Source organism: Thalassococcus sp. S3 (genome assembly GCF_004216475.1).
Taxonomy (GTDB): domain Bacteria; phylum Pseudomonadota; class Alphaproteobacteria; order Rhodobacterales; family Rhodobacteraceae.
Genome location: NZ_CP022303.1, coordinates 2,785,579 through 2,800,830, shown reverse-complemented (window position 1 = coordinate 2,800,830; position 15,252 = coordinate 2,785,579). Strand labels below are relative to the sequence as shown.

Here is a 15,252-nt window from a genome sequence, read left to right as displayed (position 1 = left end):
CGTCATCCCATGGAAGGCCCATCCCGGGCGCGAGTCCGGGCGGGTGTCACTGTCCGATGCTGGGTCCAGGTCGGTCTGTCCTCTGCGCTGGTATAGAGCTGCACATCTTCGCGGTGCCGGGTCAATGCAACATAGGCCAGATGTTTGTCCATCGAGCGGGAGCCGAGCACATAGGCCTGATCGACCGTCACCCCTTGGGATTTGTGGATGGTGACGGCATAGCCGTGATCGAAGTGGCGATAGGTCCGAGGATCGAAGGTGACCCGCTGTTGGTCGTCGCCATCCAGCGTGACGGTCATCTTGCCATCGGAGGCCTGTTGCACCGAGCCCAGCATGCCATTCTTCACCCCCAGTTCCGTGTCATTGCGGGTGAAGACAATACGATCTTCTGAGCCGAAGGCGCGTTTGCCGGTCTCGGTTTGGAGCATCACATCATCGCCAGTCTGCTCCTCCGGTCGGATCGCCGCCCGGATGGACTGGTTCAGCTTGTGCACGTCCAGCCGCTTATGGGCCAAGGCGAGGCGCGGGCGGCGCGACGGATCCGCCAGCGCATCCATCGCATAGCGTTCGGCGAGCGCCTCAATGGCGGCATCCTGTGTCTGATGCGCAGAGACAGCTCCATTGCAGCGGTAGGTCTCTACGGCTTGTGATGTCTCCCCTTTGGCGAGCGCTTGCGTCGCGCCCCGCTGCCAGTCCGCCTTTTGTCGGCGCACCTCGCTCAGTTGCGCCGCGCCATGCCGTGCCACCAGATCGCGGAACGGTGTGCCGGCCTCAATCGGCTGGAGCTGATCCGGATCGCCGACCAGAACCAGCTTGGCCCCGATCTCTTCCATCTTCACCGTCACCCGCGCCATTTGTCGTGTGCCGATCATCCCGGCCTCATCGATCACCAGCACATCGCCTGGCTTGATCGGCGCATGGCCGTTCTCCCAGGACAGCTCCAGCGCGGCGAGCGTGCGGCTGGGGATTCCGGACGAGGCGTGCAACCCATCCGCCGCTTTGCCCGCGAGGGCCGCGCCATGCACGGTCACACCGTGTCTGCGCCAGGCATCGGCGGCTGTGGCGAGCAGCGTGCTCTTGCCCGCGCCCGCGAGGCCCACGACTTGGGCCAGCCGTTCTTTGCCAAGAACCGCTTTGATCGCACGGGTTTGTTCCTCGCTGAGCTTTCCGCCGAAGGACCGCTTCATCTGCCTGTTCTGCGCGGTGAGGGCATCGGCAATATGCTGCGGCGCAACCTTGATCGCAGAAGAGCTCGCCAACCGCTCCGCCGCCCCATGCAGCATGGTCTCCGCAGCCTGATAGTCGCGGGTCGTGTAGCGGGCTCTTTGATCACTGGAGAGCTGCACGGCTTCGGGCGACGCCAGCGCGACATTCGCGGCCTTGCTCAACGCAGCAGGATCGTTGATCCAGCGCGAGAGTTCCCGCAGCACATCTATGCGCGTAAAGCTGGCCTTTGTTTTTGAGAGTTCCGCCAGAACCAGATCGGGTTGCCGGGCGATGCGCGCCGCACTGAGCGTCTCCGCGTCCTGTTGCGGCTCGAAGCGCTGATCACTATCTCTGTTCGCCTTTGCGTAAGCCCGCGCGTGCTCACGCTCGAAGGCCCGTCGTTCGCGCAAGTGCCGATCAATCAGCGCCTGCCGCTCCTGCGCGGCCCTCGACTGCGCCTGCGCGGTCTCTTTGGCCCTTTGCGCGACAAAGGCGCGGTAGCGCCCGGTCACTTTGAGAAACGCAATCCGAAACCCGCCCGGCGCTTGGCGCAAGCGCTCTGCTTCCCGTCGCCGTTGCGTCTCCAAAAGCTGTGCCCGTGCGTCCCGCTGCGCAGTAATCAAATCTGCCAGCTTGGCGCGATAGGCCTCATCCTGCCGCGCGTGGTTCAGGGCAGGAGAGGGGGTCAAACCCTTCGCAAGATGTCGCGCGGCCTCCACATCCGGCAGGTGCTCCGGCTCCGTGATCTTGGCTTTGAGCGCACGCGACTTGACCCAGCACCAGCGCGATAGCGACCAGACCTTGCCCGCCTGATCCACCGCCACAAAGCCCCGCCGATCCCCACGTGCCAGCACATAGCCCTGATCTGCCAGCGCCGCCGCAAAGGCCGATTGCGTATCCGAACCATCCCAGCAGGCCCGGAACATCGCCTTGAGCTGGGCCGGATCGCGCTTGGCCCGTTTGGCCTGTCCCGCTTCGGCATTGGTAAACCGGTTCGGATCGCGCTTGGCGGCATCGGTGAAGCCCGGCGGCATGTCCCAGCTATGCTCCCGATATTGCGCCCGCGAGATCGCCATCAGCTTGCGCTTGAAATGCGGCAGATTGATCGCCTTCATGCGGGAGGCATCGATGCGCGACCAGACCACATGCGCATGGCGCCGCCCGGTCTTCTCGTGAAACACAATCGCCTTGGGCTGACCGACAAGCCCGAGATCCCGCTCCGCCTGCGCGATCACGGCCTCGAATTGTGCCTCAGACAGCGACGCCTCAGGCGGCGGGTTCAATGACAGGGAAAACAGATACTTCCGGCATTGCGTCGCCTGGCTGATCGCTTCGGCCTCCTCAAGCGCGCCCGCCAAATCCTCCGCGACAAACCCGTCCAGCAGATGCAGGGAGACATGATCATTGTCCCGCAGGTTCATCAAATGCCGGGCGAGCTCCGCCCCATAGCCCCGCGCATTGCCTTCAAGGATCATCTACCGCGTCTCCGGGTTCCCGCCGAAACCTCAGAGATCGGGCGCGTTCGAGCGTCGCGAGAGGCAGCGTTCGATCTCTCTGCTGTCCCGGATGACGCGGACTTGCCCAGAGCTTGGACGAGCAAGGTCCGAATGGCGAGCAAATGCGCGTTGGCCTCCGCAATCTCCGCCTTCTCCTGCTCGCCCATCATCAGGGCACCCACATTGGCATGGTAGGCGAGCTGATTGAGATTGCTCGCAATCCGCGACTGCCCTAGCAACGCCAGAGCCTCCGCCGCCGCCTTCTTATCTGAAACGACATCCCGGGGCCGCCGCTTGCGCACCTTCGCCTCCGCCCCAAACACACAGGCCCGCACATAGGCGCTCAGCGTAATACCCGCCGCCAGCTCTTCCAAACGCGCCCGTTCGTCAAGTGTCAGACGCAGCGTCAGCGGCGAACGGGCCCGCCGCTTGGCTGGCGTCGCCTTCTCCGTCGCCGCCGCATTGAACGCTGACACGGCCTTTTGCGACTGAGGATGCGCCCGATCCCTCATGGCTCCATCCCCGGAAGATCAGGCGCGCTGGCATCCGATGCAAGCCGGTCCGACTCATCAGACGCCCGCTGCATCTCCGCCAACCTGTGGATAACCTCAGGCTCAGACTTGAGAATATCGCTCCAAGCCTCTAGCTCCGAAAGAAGCAAATCGGCATCGGCGGGTTCTAGGTTGTTCCCCTCCGGTGCACCATTCATCATCGTAAGTTGTTGAAAAATAATGTGCCAGCCGACAGGCTGCGCAGCAGCCTGCCAGCTGGCATGACACTTAGGCAGCGAGTTGATCGACGAACGCCTCGATATCACTCCGTCTCCATACTGTCTTTCCTCCCCATTTGATCGGTTTTGGGAAGGTGTCCGTCCCCGATCGGTTCCAGACCGTGTTCTTGTGACAGCCCAGCATCGTCGCGACTTGCTGCACGCTGAGTAATAAGATCGGAAGCTCTTCAGTTGTCGAAGCCATGATGTGGTCCTCATGTTGCCGGCTCCAATGCTCGATTACCGGAACTCTACCCGGCTGGATTCCGACAGATTTTCGTTAGGGAACCAGAGAGCGGCGTATGCGCCGCGGTCATGCAGGTTCTACTGGCCACCAAGCCTTGGTCGCTGCAAAGTCTCAGATGTGGCGGCTACCTGCCTGCCACACTTCACCCATAGCGATCCAATGCAGCCCATTCAACCAGAAACATGATGTGGATCAGTGAGTTAACTGGATTGACGGGCGCTGCAAGATTTCTCGAATATTTCAGGGATGCTGCTTTAGATCGTATTTAGTGGTCGGACGGAGCGGAGTGGGTGTTCGTTCTTTAGGAGCTGCAGTCGAAGAGTCCTTTCCTTGGTTTGCGATGAGCCGGGACGAGTCTGGTTGGACTTCCCAGCCTGACCCCGCTGGTTCAACGCTTTAGGCGGAACTTGTCGAGGGACTTCCCGCTGTGGGGCTTAGGTTCGTCTGTGTGTAGCTTCGCGAGGAGCCTATGCATTGTCCTTGTTCAACTGACGGCGTGTTTCTCAATGATATCCTGCAGTTGATGCGGAGCGAAAGCGATATCCCCACACCATTGCCCGAAACCGCCTGCTTGGTTAACAGCTGCCACCCACTGGTCTAGCGCGTCCTTCTTTGCTCGCTTCTGGGGACTGTCTTGTCCCTTTATCTCCAAGATCAGGGTTCTTCCGTTGATCAACTCTACTAGGAAGTCGGGCACGTACCGCCGTCTGCTTCCACCCCACATGTAGTAGACTTCGAAACCCAAGTGATCGTTCTTGGCGTACGAAACGACCGAGCTGCTGCTCTCGAACAGGTTGGCGGCGTGGCCCTCCCAAGCGGAATCGCCGACCAGATGGCTTATGTGAGACTTCACCGCTGCAAAGTTTGGCTTAGTCGTGAACCAGGTCCTCATCTGCCTTGTCGAGCCGATCGGTGTATCCTCGTCGTACACGGGCAACAGCCTGCATGTCTACCCTGAGCGTTTGGTGGTCGTGGCCGAAGGGCAAACAGTTTGTGAGCACGCACGGATCATTGAGCGGTCACATCGCAAGCCCGGCAAGGTCATCTATGACTGGCGTCACTATCTGGCTGTCATCCAACGCAAACCGGGCGCGCTTCGCAACGGTGCGCCGTTCACAGAGATGCCTGTAGCCTTCCGTCAATTGCAGGATCACATGCTGTGCAAGGACGGCGGCGACCGAGAGATGGTCGACATCCTGTCATTGGTTCTTCAGCACAATGAAGAGGATGTTTTGCGGGCAGTGGAACTGGCCCTCGAAGCAGGCGTTCCCACCAAAACGCATATCCTGAACCTGTTGCACCGATTGATCGACCGCAAACCGACAGAGCACCCCGAGGTCGATCCACCAAAGGCGCTGGTATTGCAAACGACGCCAGAAGCAAACGTCAATCGCTATGACGGCCTGAGACGGACTGGGGAGAAGCGCGTCGCGCCAAAGGCGCGCGCATCGTGAAACGGGGGCGTCATGACCCAGCCGGAGCCTCCATCGTCATCATGCTGCACAGCCTCAAGCTCTACGGCATGGCAAATGCGGTCGATGATCCGGTCGCCCAGGGGGCGCCAGCGTTTGAAGCCGCAACGCCAATGCTGTCGCAATTGCTCAAGGCTGAAATCGCGGAACGCGAGGTGCGGTCCATTGCCTACCACACCAAGGTGGCGCGCTTCCCCGCATATAAAGACCTCACCGGCTTTGATTTTGCATCCGGTGAGATCAACGAGGCGACAGTGCGGCAGCTGCATCGATGCGAGTTCATCCATTGCCCGGCAGTCGTTTGCACAGCAAACGATGAGAGGAGAAGCGGCCGAGAACGTCGTGCTAATCGGCGGCCCCGGAACAGGCAAAAGCCATACCGCTACAGCAATTGGCGTGCAGCCGATCGAACATCACAGGCGCAAGGTCCGCTTCTTCTCAACCGTGGAACTCGTCAATGCACTGGAACAGGAGAAAGCACTCGGCAAAGCCGGGAAGATGGCTGAGATGCTCACCAAGGCTGACTTGGTCATCCTGCCCTCCCGGCAGATTGCTGCGCAATCGCCTGCCGGGTAATAGACGAGCTCGGTTACCTGCCGTTCAGTGCGTCCGGCGGAGCGCTCCTCTTCCATCTGCTCAGCAAGCTCTATGAACGCACCAGCGTGATCATCACCACCAACCTCAGCTTCTCAGAATGGGCACAGGTCTTTGGCCCCTCTCGGCAGATTTGCTTCGCAAATCGCCTGCCGGGCAATGGACGCCAAGATGACCACCGCGCTGCTCGACCGGCTCACACATCGCTGCCACATCCTGGAAACCGGAAACGACAGCTACCGCTTCAAAGCCAGTGCCAAGGCTGCAAAGAAAACAGAAAAGGAGGCCACAACATTGACCGCGTCATAAACCACGACGCATAAAACAAAGTTGGGTCAAATCTCGGCGAAAACACCGGGGCAGTTCTCAGTGACAATCAACATATCATCAAACCAGAGCGCCATGGAGTTAAATGGCGAGGTCCGCTTGGACGGGACTGTCATAGGAGGCTTTGGCGATTTAGGGGTGATGGATATTCACCTGGATGCGCCAGAGGGATTGGTACAGGCGTCGATAATCCGTCGCCAACCATTCGTAGATCGAACGCTAGCCGTTGCGATGATGATGTGGGACCTAGCGGAGTTACGAAATATGGGTGTTGAAGCGGCTGTGCGAAGCCAAATGCTTCACAATGAAGTCGACCGCCTTGCTAGAAGCTTGGCAGTCTAATCTGTCTATCTAAGAGCACAAATTCAGGAAGGCGGTGCCAGTCGTAGACCCACGAAAAGAGCGGTCATTTAATATATGCGCCCGACGCTACTATTCGCGCGTCGCGCTATCTCATTGCTTCCGATGGAAGTCACCTCTTTGCGATGTCAAATCGCGACAGAATTTGTTTCTAGATCTATACCCTGTGAATTGGCGGCAAGGTTCACTCGGAGTAGCGGTAGTCTTGTTGTTGAACGCTGTAAGTATTCATAGTTCGGGCAGATCGAATGTCTGCGAGTCGTTCCTCCGATGGCACCTTAAGGCGGCGGCTAATGTTCAGCCGGCCGTCTTTGTAGTGTACGTCTGGATGATCGTTTGCAGCTTGCTTGACGTCTTCGTCTGTAGTGTATCTGCCACCCCATCTTTCGATAAGGTGCTTCCAGTCATCGGCCCTGGCTTCTTTGACTTTCGCTTGTGCGTCTAGCCATTGATAGGCAATACGGCGCCCGTCGGAAGTGGGCCGATCGCTTTTACTGAATCGTTCGCCATGTGGGCAGGAAATTGGGGTGTGAGATTTGGGTTTCATTGCTTCAGTGGCCTTTCGTATGTTTGGTAGGGAGGCTGTTCTGTAACACCGCTCAAGCATTCGGGATTGGCTTGGAGCGGTTGTTGCTAGGATCGGGTTCTCGAGTGGCAAGCAGACGGCGGTCGTTACGTTGAACCGCCTGTTACGTATTCGGCCCAAGCTTCCATGATCGGTCGTCGGGGCTCGAGCAGGTCCGACCTTGCATAGGCCCGGACAGTCTTATTGCCGGTCGAGTGATCCATTATCTTTTCTACGACGGTGGGATCCCCAACTTGGTTGTCTTGCGCCCAAGTTCGAAAACTCGTTCTGAAGCCATGAGGGCGGCCTTCAACCCCATGATCCCTGAGAAACTTCGACATCGATGAGTTGGAGATGGGATTGCCGCGGTGGCCCGTAAACAGAAACTCTCCACCTAGTAGTCTTCTCCGTTGGGCCAGTTCTAGGACGGCAGGTGCCAAAGGAACCCGGAAAGGCTCTACCGTTTTTACGCGGCCTTTCACCCGTTCTTCGGTGACAGTCCAAATATCGCCCTCGATCTCATCGAAACGGGCGGCACGGCATCCGTGGGTCCGAACGACCGTAAGCATTAGGAACTGCAAACAAGTTGCGGCAACTCCTTTTCCTTCGAGCCAGCGGTATAGTTCCGGAATATCTCGCCAATCTGTCTCTGGCGTGGGTGTCGTGCGATGGTGCCACGGTCCCAGCAACTCTTCAGCGATGGTGATCGTTTTTGGGTCGCAGTCAAAACCTCGCAGCATTCCGCGTTGAAATGTCATGCGTAGCCGCTGGATCGCCTTTTCGGCAGTAGGGTGCTTCGAGCGCCAGATCTCGACGAGGATTGTCCGTACATCCTCGGCGGTAATCTGAGACACGGGCTTTCCGCCAAGCTTCGGAAGTACATGCTTCTCTAACGGGTTTGGTCTTCGCCGACTTAAGTTGTCCTCGGCTATGTTTAGGAAAACGGGAGGAAACACATGACCAACAAGCGACCCAAACCGGAAGAGATTGTCACGAAGCTACCGCAGGTTGAGGTTCTGACGGGGCAAGGCATGCCACGTCTGGATGCGATCCGTCAGATTGGTGTGACTGAACAGACGTATTACCGCTGGAGTGCAGGCGGATAGAGAAAAGCGTCCAGTGGACGGTTTTCCCGCCAAACAAGTAGGGTGGGATGGGCACGGACCAACTGAAGGAACTGAAGCGTCTGCAGAAAGAGAACGAGCGGTTGGAGAAAGGCCGTATCAGACTTGACTTTGGACAAGCTCATCTTGGCGGAGGCGGCCAAGGGAAACCTCTAATCCCCGCTCGCCGCCGCGCGTGCATTGATCGTGTTCGAACTGAACTGAACGTCTCAGAACGCCGTGCCTGCCGTGTCCTGAGACAGCACCGCTCCACGCAACGCAAAACTCCTGTGGGACGTACTGATGAAGAGCACCTTGTGGCGGATATGATCGAATTGGCCCGGCAGTATGGTTGATATGGCTATCGTAGGATCGCGGCACTGCTGAGAGATGCTGGCTGGCATGTGAACGACAAGCGGGTCGAAAGGCTGTGGCGGCGAGAGGGGCTGAAAGTACCATCGAGGCAACCAAAGAAAGGACGGCTCTTGCCTTCGGTTAAGACCGGAGCGTCGCAACCACGTCTGGAGCTACGACTTTGTGCATTGCCGCACTGACGATGGAAAAGCCTTCCGGGCATTGAACATTATCGACGCATACAGCCGGGCATGTCTGGCCATTCGCGTGGACCGCAAGCTCAACTCTGGCAATGTCCTCGATGTCCTCAGTGGCCTGTTCATTCTGCGCGGCGTGCCATCGTTCATTCGTTCGGATAACGGCCCAGAGTTCGTCGCTCAGGCTGTACAGGACTGGATCAAAGCGGTTGGAGCTAGGACCGCATACATCGAACCAGGCAGCCCCTGGGAGAACGGATACTGCGAGAGCTTCAATGCCAGGTTCCGCGACGAGTTCTTGAACGGCGAAATCTTCTTTAGCCTGCGCAAAGCCCAAATCCTGATCGAAGGATGGAGAAAACACTACAATACGATACGCCCTCATAGTGCTCTGGGCCACCGACCGCCGGCCCCGGAAACCATCGTCCACATGGACCCAAGGCCGGTCATACACTAACAATCAAATTGGACCAATCAGGTGGGGCTGATCATGTCGGCCTCCGCCGCATCTGGCTACAAGTTTAACGCTATCGCGAAGCGGTCATTTGCTCAAACTATTCGACATGACCGGAGAGCGGATAAAGAGAGCTTCGCTGCAAGATTAGCAATGTCGGGTTTGAGGTTAATTGCTTCGTGTCTGTTCGCACCGGCAAACTTGACTTAAGCGTGGTCGCTTGGTCCGTTAACAAGCATGTTCAAGTACGTACACCTTCCCGAAGATACTCCAATTTCCATCCCGACGGAAATGACGGAATTCAAGTGCCTCGTATTAATCGAGCGGGAAATCAGCAACGACTACAGGAACGAAGTTAGCGCAGCACTCGTAGCAGCCGGGTGTCTTTATGCCGTAGCATGGGGCCTTGATTGTTCCATGTGGGACGATGCGGTCGATTGGGCGTTCCTTGAACACTACAACTACGGCGAACAACCGGAAGATAGGTTCGTCATGACGACATGGCATGACAACGAGACTCTTGAGGAAACTGTGGTTTTTGCGAAGAACTGCACGAAGTATTCCGATGTGAAACTTGAAAATATTTTGATCCTAGACTTCACCCAGCAAGAACGCTGCGATTTTATTGAGAAGCTCTACTCAAGCCGGTGAAAGCCGCCATTCGTTCACGGCGGCATGCGGTACTTTGGGCCCCACTGGCGTTAGGTGCGCCATGCTCTGATAGCCGAAGCCAGCCCAAAGCCGTCATTCGCTGAAGTTTTTGGAGTGATCGCGGAGCGGGATAGACTTTTGCTGTTCTTGCCTAACGTCTGCTTGGTGCCTGTCGACGCTAGTGCCGGATTTGCAAACGCGTTGACTTATACGGCACCCTCTCAAGGGTGGCGTCGGTTTCCAACCCGAAATGCTCAAGCGCTGCTAGCAAGTTGGGAGGCACGTCGCCTTCTGCAGTGACCGCAGTTTCGTGGATGTCTTCAAGTATCCAATACGATCTCAGAGATCATTGGGCGCGCAGGGCCGGGCCTTGACCTGTCAACCTGTGGCCGTTGTGGCTGCTTCCGGCAAGAGGCGTGGTCATTTGCGATACGGGATCCCATGACAGGCGTGGCTTTTGAGACGTTTATCGTCTGCTTCCCGCGCCATGTCGGCTCGCACGCGCTGCATTTTGAGGGCGGGCATTCTTGGGGCGAACTGATCAGCCGGATCAGTGACATGGTCGCGAAAGTCTGCGTCTTGACCCGCAGGCTTACATCTCGACCTCGGCTTTCTTGGTGTTCGTTGTCGTTTCCGGCGGCGTCACATCTTGGCCCATGAGCATGTCAGATCTTTGTGACAGGCGCCCTATCACCGTCTTTCCCGTACGAAGCGTGAAAGGGATCACCGCATGTCAGCTAAGGCGCGCCAGCAGCGGTTTTTGTCGAGCGGAATGGCTGTCCGATGCCGTTTTTGCCCGCATAAGATCTAACCTAAGTGTCTTATATTTATAAGAAAAGCCCGATCTCTTTGGCACTTTTCTACAGGTGTAGTCTGCGCCTGGCGCTCAGTGGCATCACTTGCGATGGTGCTCTGCTTTTTGCAATTGCTGACTTGAGCGCGTATGCGAAGCTTTTTCAGGGGCATCCAAAGACATCGGACCCGGTTCAAAGCATGACGATGTGATCATCGTTCTAAACATGGCTTTTCCTGCAACCAGATGATCATGATGCGATCGGCCGATCCGACCTGATCAACCGGGTCGCGGACATGCAGGGCAGTGCGAACGGTTCTGCTTGTGCCAAAAGGTCGTGTGTCCCGGAAAATTTTCCGACAAAAACACTCAAGAACGATTGATCTTTTGTCTCATTCGGGTATCTGATCGTTTTTATCAGAAAAGATATCTCGGGAGTGATCAATGCATCCTAAATCCAAGGTTTCCCTTCTTGCGCTCAGCGCTGCTGCAGTGTTCGGATCGGCGGCGGCTGCCTATGCAAATGGTGAGCTGAACCTCTATTCCTCGCGTCACTACGATACTGACGAGCGGCTCTATTCGGATTTCGAGGAGATGACCGGCATCACCATCAACCGGATCGAGGGCAAGGCGGACGAGCTGATCACACGGATGGAAGCCGAAGGGGCGAACTCGCCGGCTGATATTCTGTTGACGGTTGACACGTCCCGCCTGGAACGCGCCAAGGCGGCAGGCGTTCTGCAATCCATCGAGAGCGAAGTGCTCGAAGCGCGGATCCCCTCTTACCTGCAGGATGAGGACAATCAGTGGTTCGGCTTTTCGCAGCGCGCACGCATCATCTTTTATGACAAGGAGGACGTGACAAACCCGCCGATGTCCTATGTCGACCTCGCCGATCCTGCCTATGAAGGGCAAGTGTGCCACCGGTCGTCCACGAATGTCTATTCCCAGACCCTGCTGTCGGCCGTGATCGAAAACCACGGTGAGGAAGCGGCCAAGGGCTGGGCTCAGGGTTTGGTCAACAACTTCGCGCGTGAACCCCAGGGCGGCGATACCGATCAGCTGCGTGGTCTGGTGTCCGGTGAATGCGACATCTCGATCTCCAACACCTACTACTTCGCCCGCGCCGTGCGGAAGGATGTGGATGGGCTGGATCAGGAAGCGCTGGCCAATATCGGGTGGGTGTTTCCGGCGCAGGATGCCGAAGGGGCGCATATGAACCTGTCAGGTGGCGGTGTCGCGGCGAACGCGCCTAACCTGGAAAACGCAGTCCGCTTTCTGGAATACCTGGCCAGCGATCAGGCCCAGCAATATTTCAGTGCAGGCAACGACGAATATCCGGCTGTTCCGGGTGTTGGGCTTAGCGCATCGGTCGCAACGCTTGGCATGTTCAAGCCCGATGATGTAGACTTGTCGGCAGTGGCGCAGAACGTGCCCACGGCACAGCAGATCTTTAACGAGGTGGGCTGGAAGTAATCCTCCCCTTCCAGTGGGAGCGAGAAGGGCGCGGGACATGTTCCGCGCCCTTTCTCTTATTCCGCGGCGATGCGCTGTTTTTCGAGATAGGTCACTGCAGGTTCGGCTTGTTCGGAGCTCGCTTTGGGCGCGCGGCGCCGGATCAGGGCAAAGACCGGCGGCGTGAAGTAAAACGAAATCACCGTCGAGAGCAGGACACCCCCCGCCACGGCCATCGCGAAGGGGGGCCAGAACCCACCGCCGGCCAGGATCAGGGGAAGAAACCCGCCAAAGGTGGTGATCGTGGTCGACACGATGTGGCGGCTTGATCCTGTCACCACCTTGGCCATCTCAGCGGTGTCACCGGCAGCGGCCTTTTCGTTGGCTTGGAGCCCGGTGAGGATGATGATGGCGGCGTTGATCGACACGCCGATGGAGCCGATCACGCCGATGATCGCGTTAATCCCGAACGGATACTGAAACACGGCCAAGGCAAGCATCGACAGCCCGGCGGACAGAACCGCGACCACGAGTGTGACCACACTGAGGCGGAAGGAATTGAAGGTCAGTACAATGGTGGCGATGGTCAGCGTGACGATCAATCCGACAGAGGCCATCAGATTGCCCACCGTGTTCGATCGCGCATCGGAATCGCCCCCAAGCTCAAGCCGGTAGCCGGCAGGCAATGTGAACCCCGCTGCATCCAACGCGGCCTGCACCTCGACCAGGGCTTCCTCCGGCAGGATGTCGGGCGGAATGTAGGCCTGGACCGTGTTGGCCCGTTCGCTGTTGCGGCGGGTGATTGTGCTTTCCGCAGGCTCAAGCCGAACCGTGGCGATTTCGGAAAGCGGCACGGTGGCAAGCGCCCCGGTGCCGGCCTGTGGAAGCTGAAGAGGCAAGTCCGAAATTGCCGCAAGGTCGGCGCGGAAGGCATCGTCGTAACGCACCCGCACGGGCATTTCCTCGGTCGCCTCGACCAGCGAGCCGCCGGTCACCCCTTCGAGGCTTGCCTCTAGTTGCCGCGCGACGCCGGCCAGGTCGAGACCAAGCAATCGGGCCTTGGTTTCGTCGATGTCATAGCGGATCTTGGGCGCGCCACCGCCCATGGTGGACCGCACTTGGGTGACGAAATCCAGATCGGCCATCAGGCTGCGCGCCTCATCCCCCAGCGCGCGCAGCACTTCGGTGTCCTGGCCGACAAAGCGCAATTCCACGGGGGCGGCGACGGGAGGACCCTGGACCAGACCGCGGACCAGGATCCGGGCCTGTGGAAACGCTTGGTTCAATTCCGCCTGCAATGCAGGCACAAGAGTGGCTGATGCGGCGGGCGAGGCGGAGGTAATGAAGGCCTGAGCATAGCCGGGTTCGTCACTGCGTCCGCCGATGATGTTGTAATAGAATGCGGGGCCGGATTGGCCGATGGACCAGTAGACAGATTTGATATCGTCTTGCGCGGACAGGACCGCGTCGATCTCTTGCGCAACGATGCCTGTTTGCCGGATGGACGTGCCCGGCGGCATTTCTACCTCGATATAGAACTGATCGCGGTCGACGCCGGGAAAGAACTGCGCTGTCAGCGTCGGAAACGCGGCAAATCCAAGCACGGGCAAGACCAGCGAGAGTGCAATGGATTTGATCGGGTTGGACACGGCCCAACGGATGGTGCCCTCGAACAGACGCGCAATGATGCCGCCGCTGATGCCACGGCTCAGGAAGCTCGCGCGATCGCTGTTTGGCAGGAACCAGCCGGCGAGGGCGGGCGTGACCGTGAGCGCGACAAAGAGCGACCAGAAAAGCATCAGAACAACAGCCATCGCAATCGATCCGACGAAATCACCAGCCGGACCCGGCAGCAGGATCATCGGCGTGAACGACAGGGCGGTGGTGACGGTCGATGCAAAGAGAGGTGCGGACAGCCGGCGCGTGGCCTCGCCCACGGCGGTCGCGCGCGGCATCCCGCGCAGAAGCCGCTGGCGCACCTCGTCGGACATGACGATCGCGGCGTCGACCAGAAGGCCAAGGGCCACGATCAGGCCAGTCACCGACATCTGGTGGATCGGCAGACCGATCATGTTCATCGTGGCCAGCGTGGCCAGACTGACCACCGGCAGAACAAGAGCCACGATGGCGGCGGCACGGACGCCAAGCGTGAGGAACAGAACCGCGACGACGAGGCCCACACCGATAGCCATGTTTTGACCGACCTCGGCCAGGCGCTCTGCGGTATAGGTGCTTTGATCGAAGACCAGTGTCTGGGCCATGCCCATGGGAACGGTCGCGTTGCTTTCGGCCAGTTGATCGCGGACATAGCCCATCCAGACGTCGATCTGCAGTCCGTCCTGCGCTAGCACGCCCACGAGGACGGCAGGGCGCCCGTTGTAGAGGGCGTATTCTTCTCCCGGTTCCTTCGCGCCCCGTGAAACGGTTGCCACATCGCTCAAGAGCGTGACGGCGCCACCGGCATTCTGACGCAGCACGATGTTGCGAATGCGGTCCAGCGCCTCGATCTCACCTGAGATGTTGATCGCGATGTCGGTGCTGTCAGCCCGCAGACGCCCGGCCTGCACCTTGCCGTCTGCATTCGCAATCGCGGACGAGATCTGATCGATGCTAAGCCCCAGCGCCGATGCTTTCGCAAAGTCGACCTGGACCAGAACCTCCTCTTCGCCCGCGCCAAAGAGGTCGACAGCCTTCGTGCCCGGAATGCTTCGCAACTGATCGGAGAGCCCATCGGCATAGCGGGTCATCAATGAGAGGGGAACGCCATCATGGGTCGAGGAGACCGCGATCACACCCGAATAGGCGCTGATCCCTTCGGCATTGAAGTCAGGCGGCTGCACGCCTGCGGGAAAGTCACGCCGCGCATCTTCGACGGCATCGCGGGCTTCGGACCAGACCTGCTCGATCGTTGTCTCATCGAGCGTTTCCAGAAGCTCGACCGACACCACCGAAATTCCGTTGCCAGAAACGGAGTCGATCGTATCGACCTCGGGAATTTCGCGCAGTTCCTCTTCGATCTTCGCGGTGACCAGCGCTTCGACCCGTGCGGGGTCCGCGCCGGGGAATGGGGTGGAGATGGTGGCGAAGAGATTGGTGATGGTGGGATCTTCCTGCCGACCCAGTGACAGAAGGGAGGAGGCACCGGCGGAAATCAGGACAAGCAGGATCAGAGCCACGAGGCGTGGCTGACGGAACGTGAGGGTGTACAT

The 15,252-nt window shown here is 58.7% G+C and carries 8 protein-coding genes and 3 pseudogenes; 5 read left to right on the top strand and 6 right to left on the bottom strand.

Annotated elements, in window-relative coordinates; all coding sequences use genetic code 11:
- Positions 1-2: 2 nt before the first annotated feature.
- The 4 genes from CFI11_RS13855 to CFI11_RS13840 all read right to left on the bottom strand — a co-directional run bounded on the left by CFI11_RS13855 (position 3) and on the right by CFI11_RS13840 (position 4,610).
- Complete coding sequence (locus CFI11_RS13855; RefSeq protein ID WP_130406924.1) at positions 3-2,681, bottom strand: AAA family ATPase; 2,679 nt, start codon at positions 2,679-2,681, stop codon at positions 3-5.
- Positions 2,678-3,214 (bottom strand): hypothetical protein, encoded by a 537-nt coding sequence (locus CFI11_RS13850; protein WP_130406922.1) that lies wholly within the window; start codon positions 3,212-3,214, stop codon positions 2,678-2,680. The genes CFI11_RS13855 and CFI11_RS13850 overlap by 4 nt, the downstream gene beginning before the upstream one ends.
- Positions 3,215-3,481: 267 nt before the next feature.
- Positions 3,482-3,676 carry an AlpA family transcriptional regulator gene (locus tag CFI11_RS24960; RefSeq protein ID WP_130406920.1) on the bottom strand — a complete coding sequence of 65 codons (195 nt, stop codon included), beginning with the start codon at positions 3,674-3,676 and terminating at the stop codon, positions 3,482-3,484.
- A gap of 526 nt (positions 3,677-4,202) precedes the next feature.
- Positions 4,203-4,610, bottom strand: coding sequence for a hypothetical protein (locus CFI11_RS13840; protein WP_130406918.1), 408 nt, complete (start codon positions 4,608-4,610; stop codon positions 4,203-4,205).
- 46 nt (positions 4,611-4,656) lie between these two features.
- Between CFI11_RS13840 and CFI11_RS13835 the strand changes: the two are divergent.
- A pseudogene (locus CFI11_RS13835) lies at positions 4,657-5,172 on the top strand (IS21 family transposase); the annotation flags it as partial.
- Between the two features lie 41 nt (positions 5,173-5,213).
- Positions 5,214-6,093 (top strand): annotated as a pseudogene (gene istB / locus CFI11_RS13830) (IS21-like element helper ATPase IstB).
- Between the two features lie 1,050 nt (positions 6,094-7,143).
- On the opposite strand, the gene CFI11_RS13825 reads toward istB, so the two are convergent.
- Positions 7,144-7,992 (bottom strand): tyrosine-type recombinase/integrase, encoded by an 849-nt coding sequence (locus tag CFI11_RS13825; RefSeq protein WP_371687430.1) that lies wholly within the window; start codon positions 7,990-7,992, stop codon positions 7,144-7,146.
- Between CFI11_RS13825 and CFI11_RS13820 the strand changes: the two are divergent.
- The 3 genes and pseudogenes from CFI11_RS13820 (at position 7,993) to CFI11_RS13810 (ending at position 12,064) form a co-directional block, all read left to right on the top strand.
- A pseudogene (locus tag CFI11_RS13820) lies at positions 7,993-9,147 on the top strand (IS3 family transposase).
- Positions 9,148-9,435: 288 nt separating this feature from the next.
- Entirely contained in the window at positions 9,436-9,795 is a 360-nt protein-coding gene (locus CFI11_RS13815; protein ID WP_165390264.1) for a hypothetical protein, read from the top strand.
- A 1,237-nt stretch (positions 9,796-11,032) separates the two neighbouring features.
- The gene (locus tag CFI11_RS13810) at positions 11,033-12,064 is read left to right on the top strand and encodes an extracellular solute-binding protein (protein WP_130406912.1); all 1,032 of its coding nucleotides are present in this window, start codon (positions 11,033-11,035) and stop codon (positions 12,062-12,064) included.
- 56 nt (positions 12,065-12,120) lie between these two features.
- On the opposite strand, the gene CFI11_RS13805 is transcribed toward CFI11_RS13810, so the two are convergent.
- Complete coding sequence (locus tag CFI11_RS13805; protein ID WP_130406910.1) at positions 12,121-15,252, bottom strand: efflux RND transporter permease subunit; 3,132 nt, start codon at positions 15,250-15,252, stop codon at positions 12,121-12,123.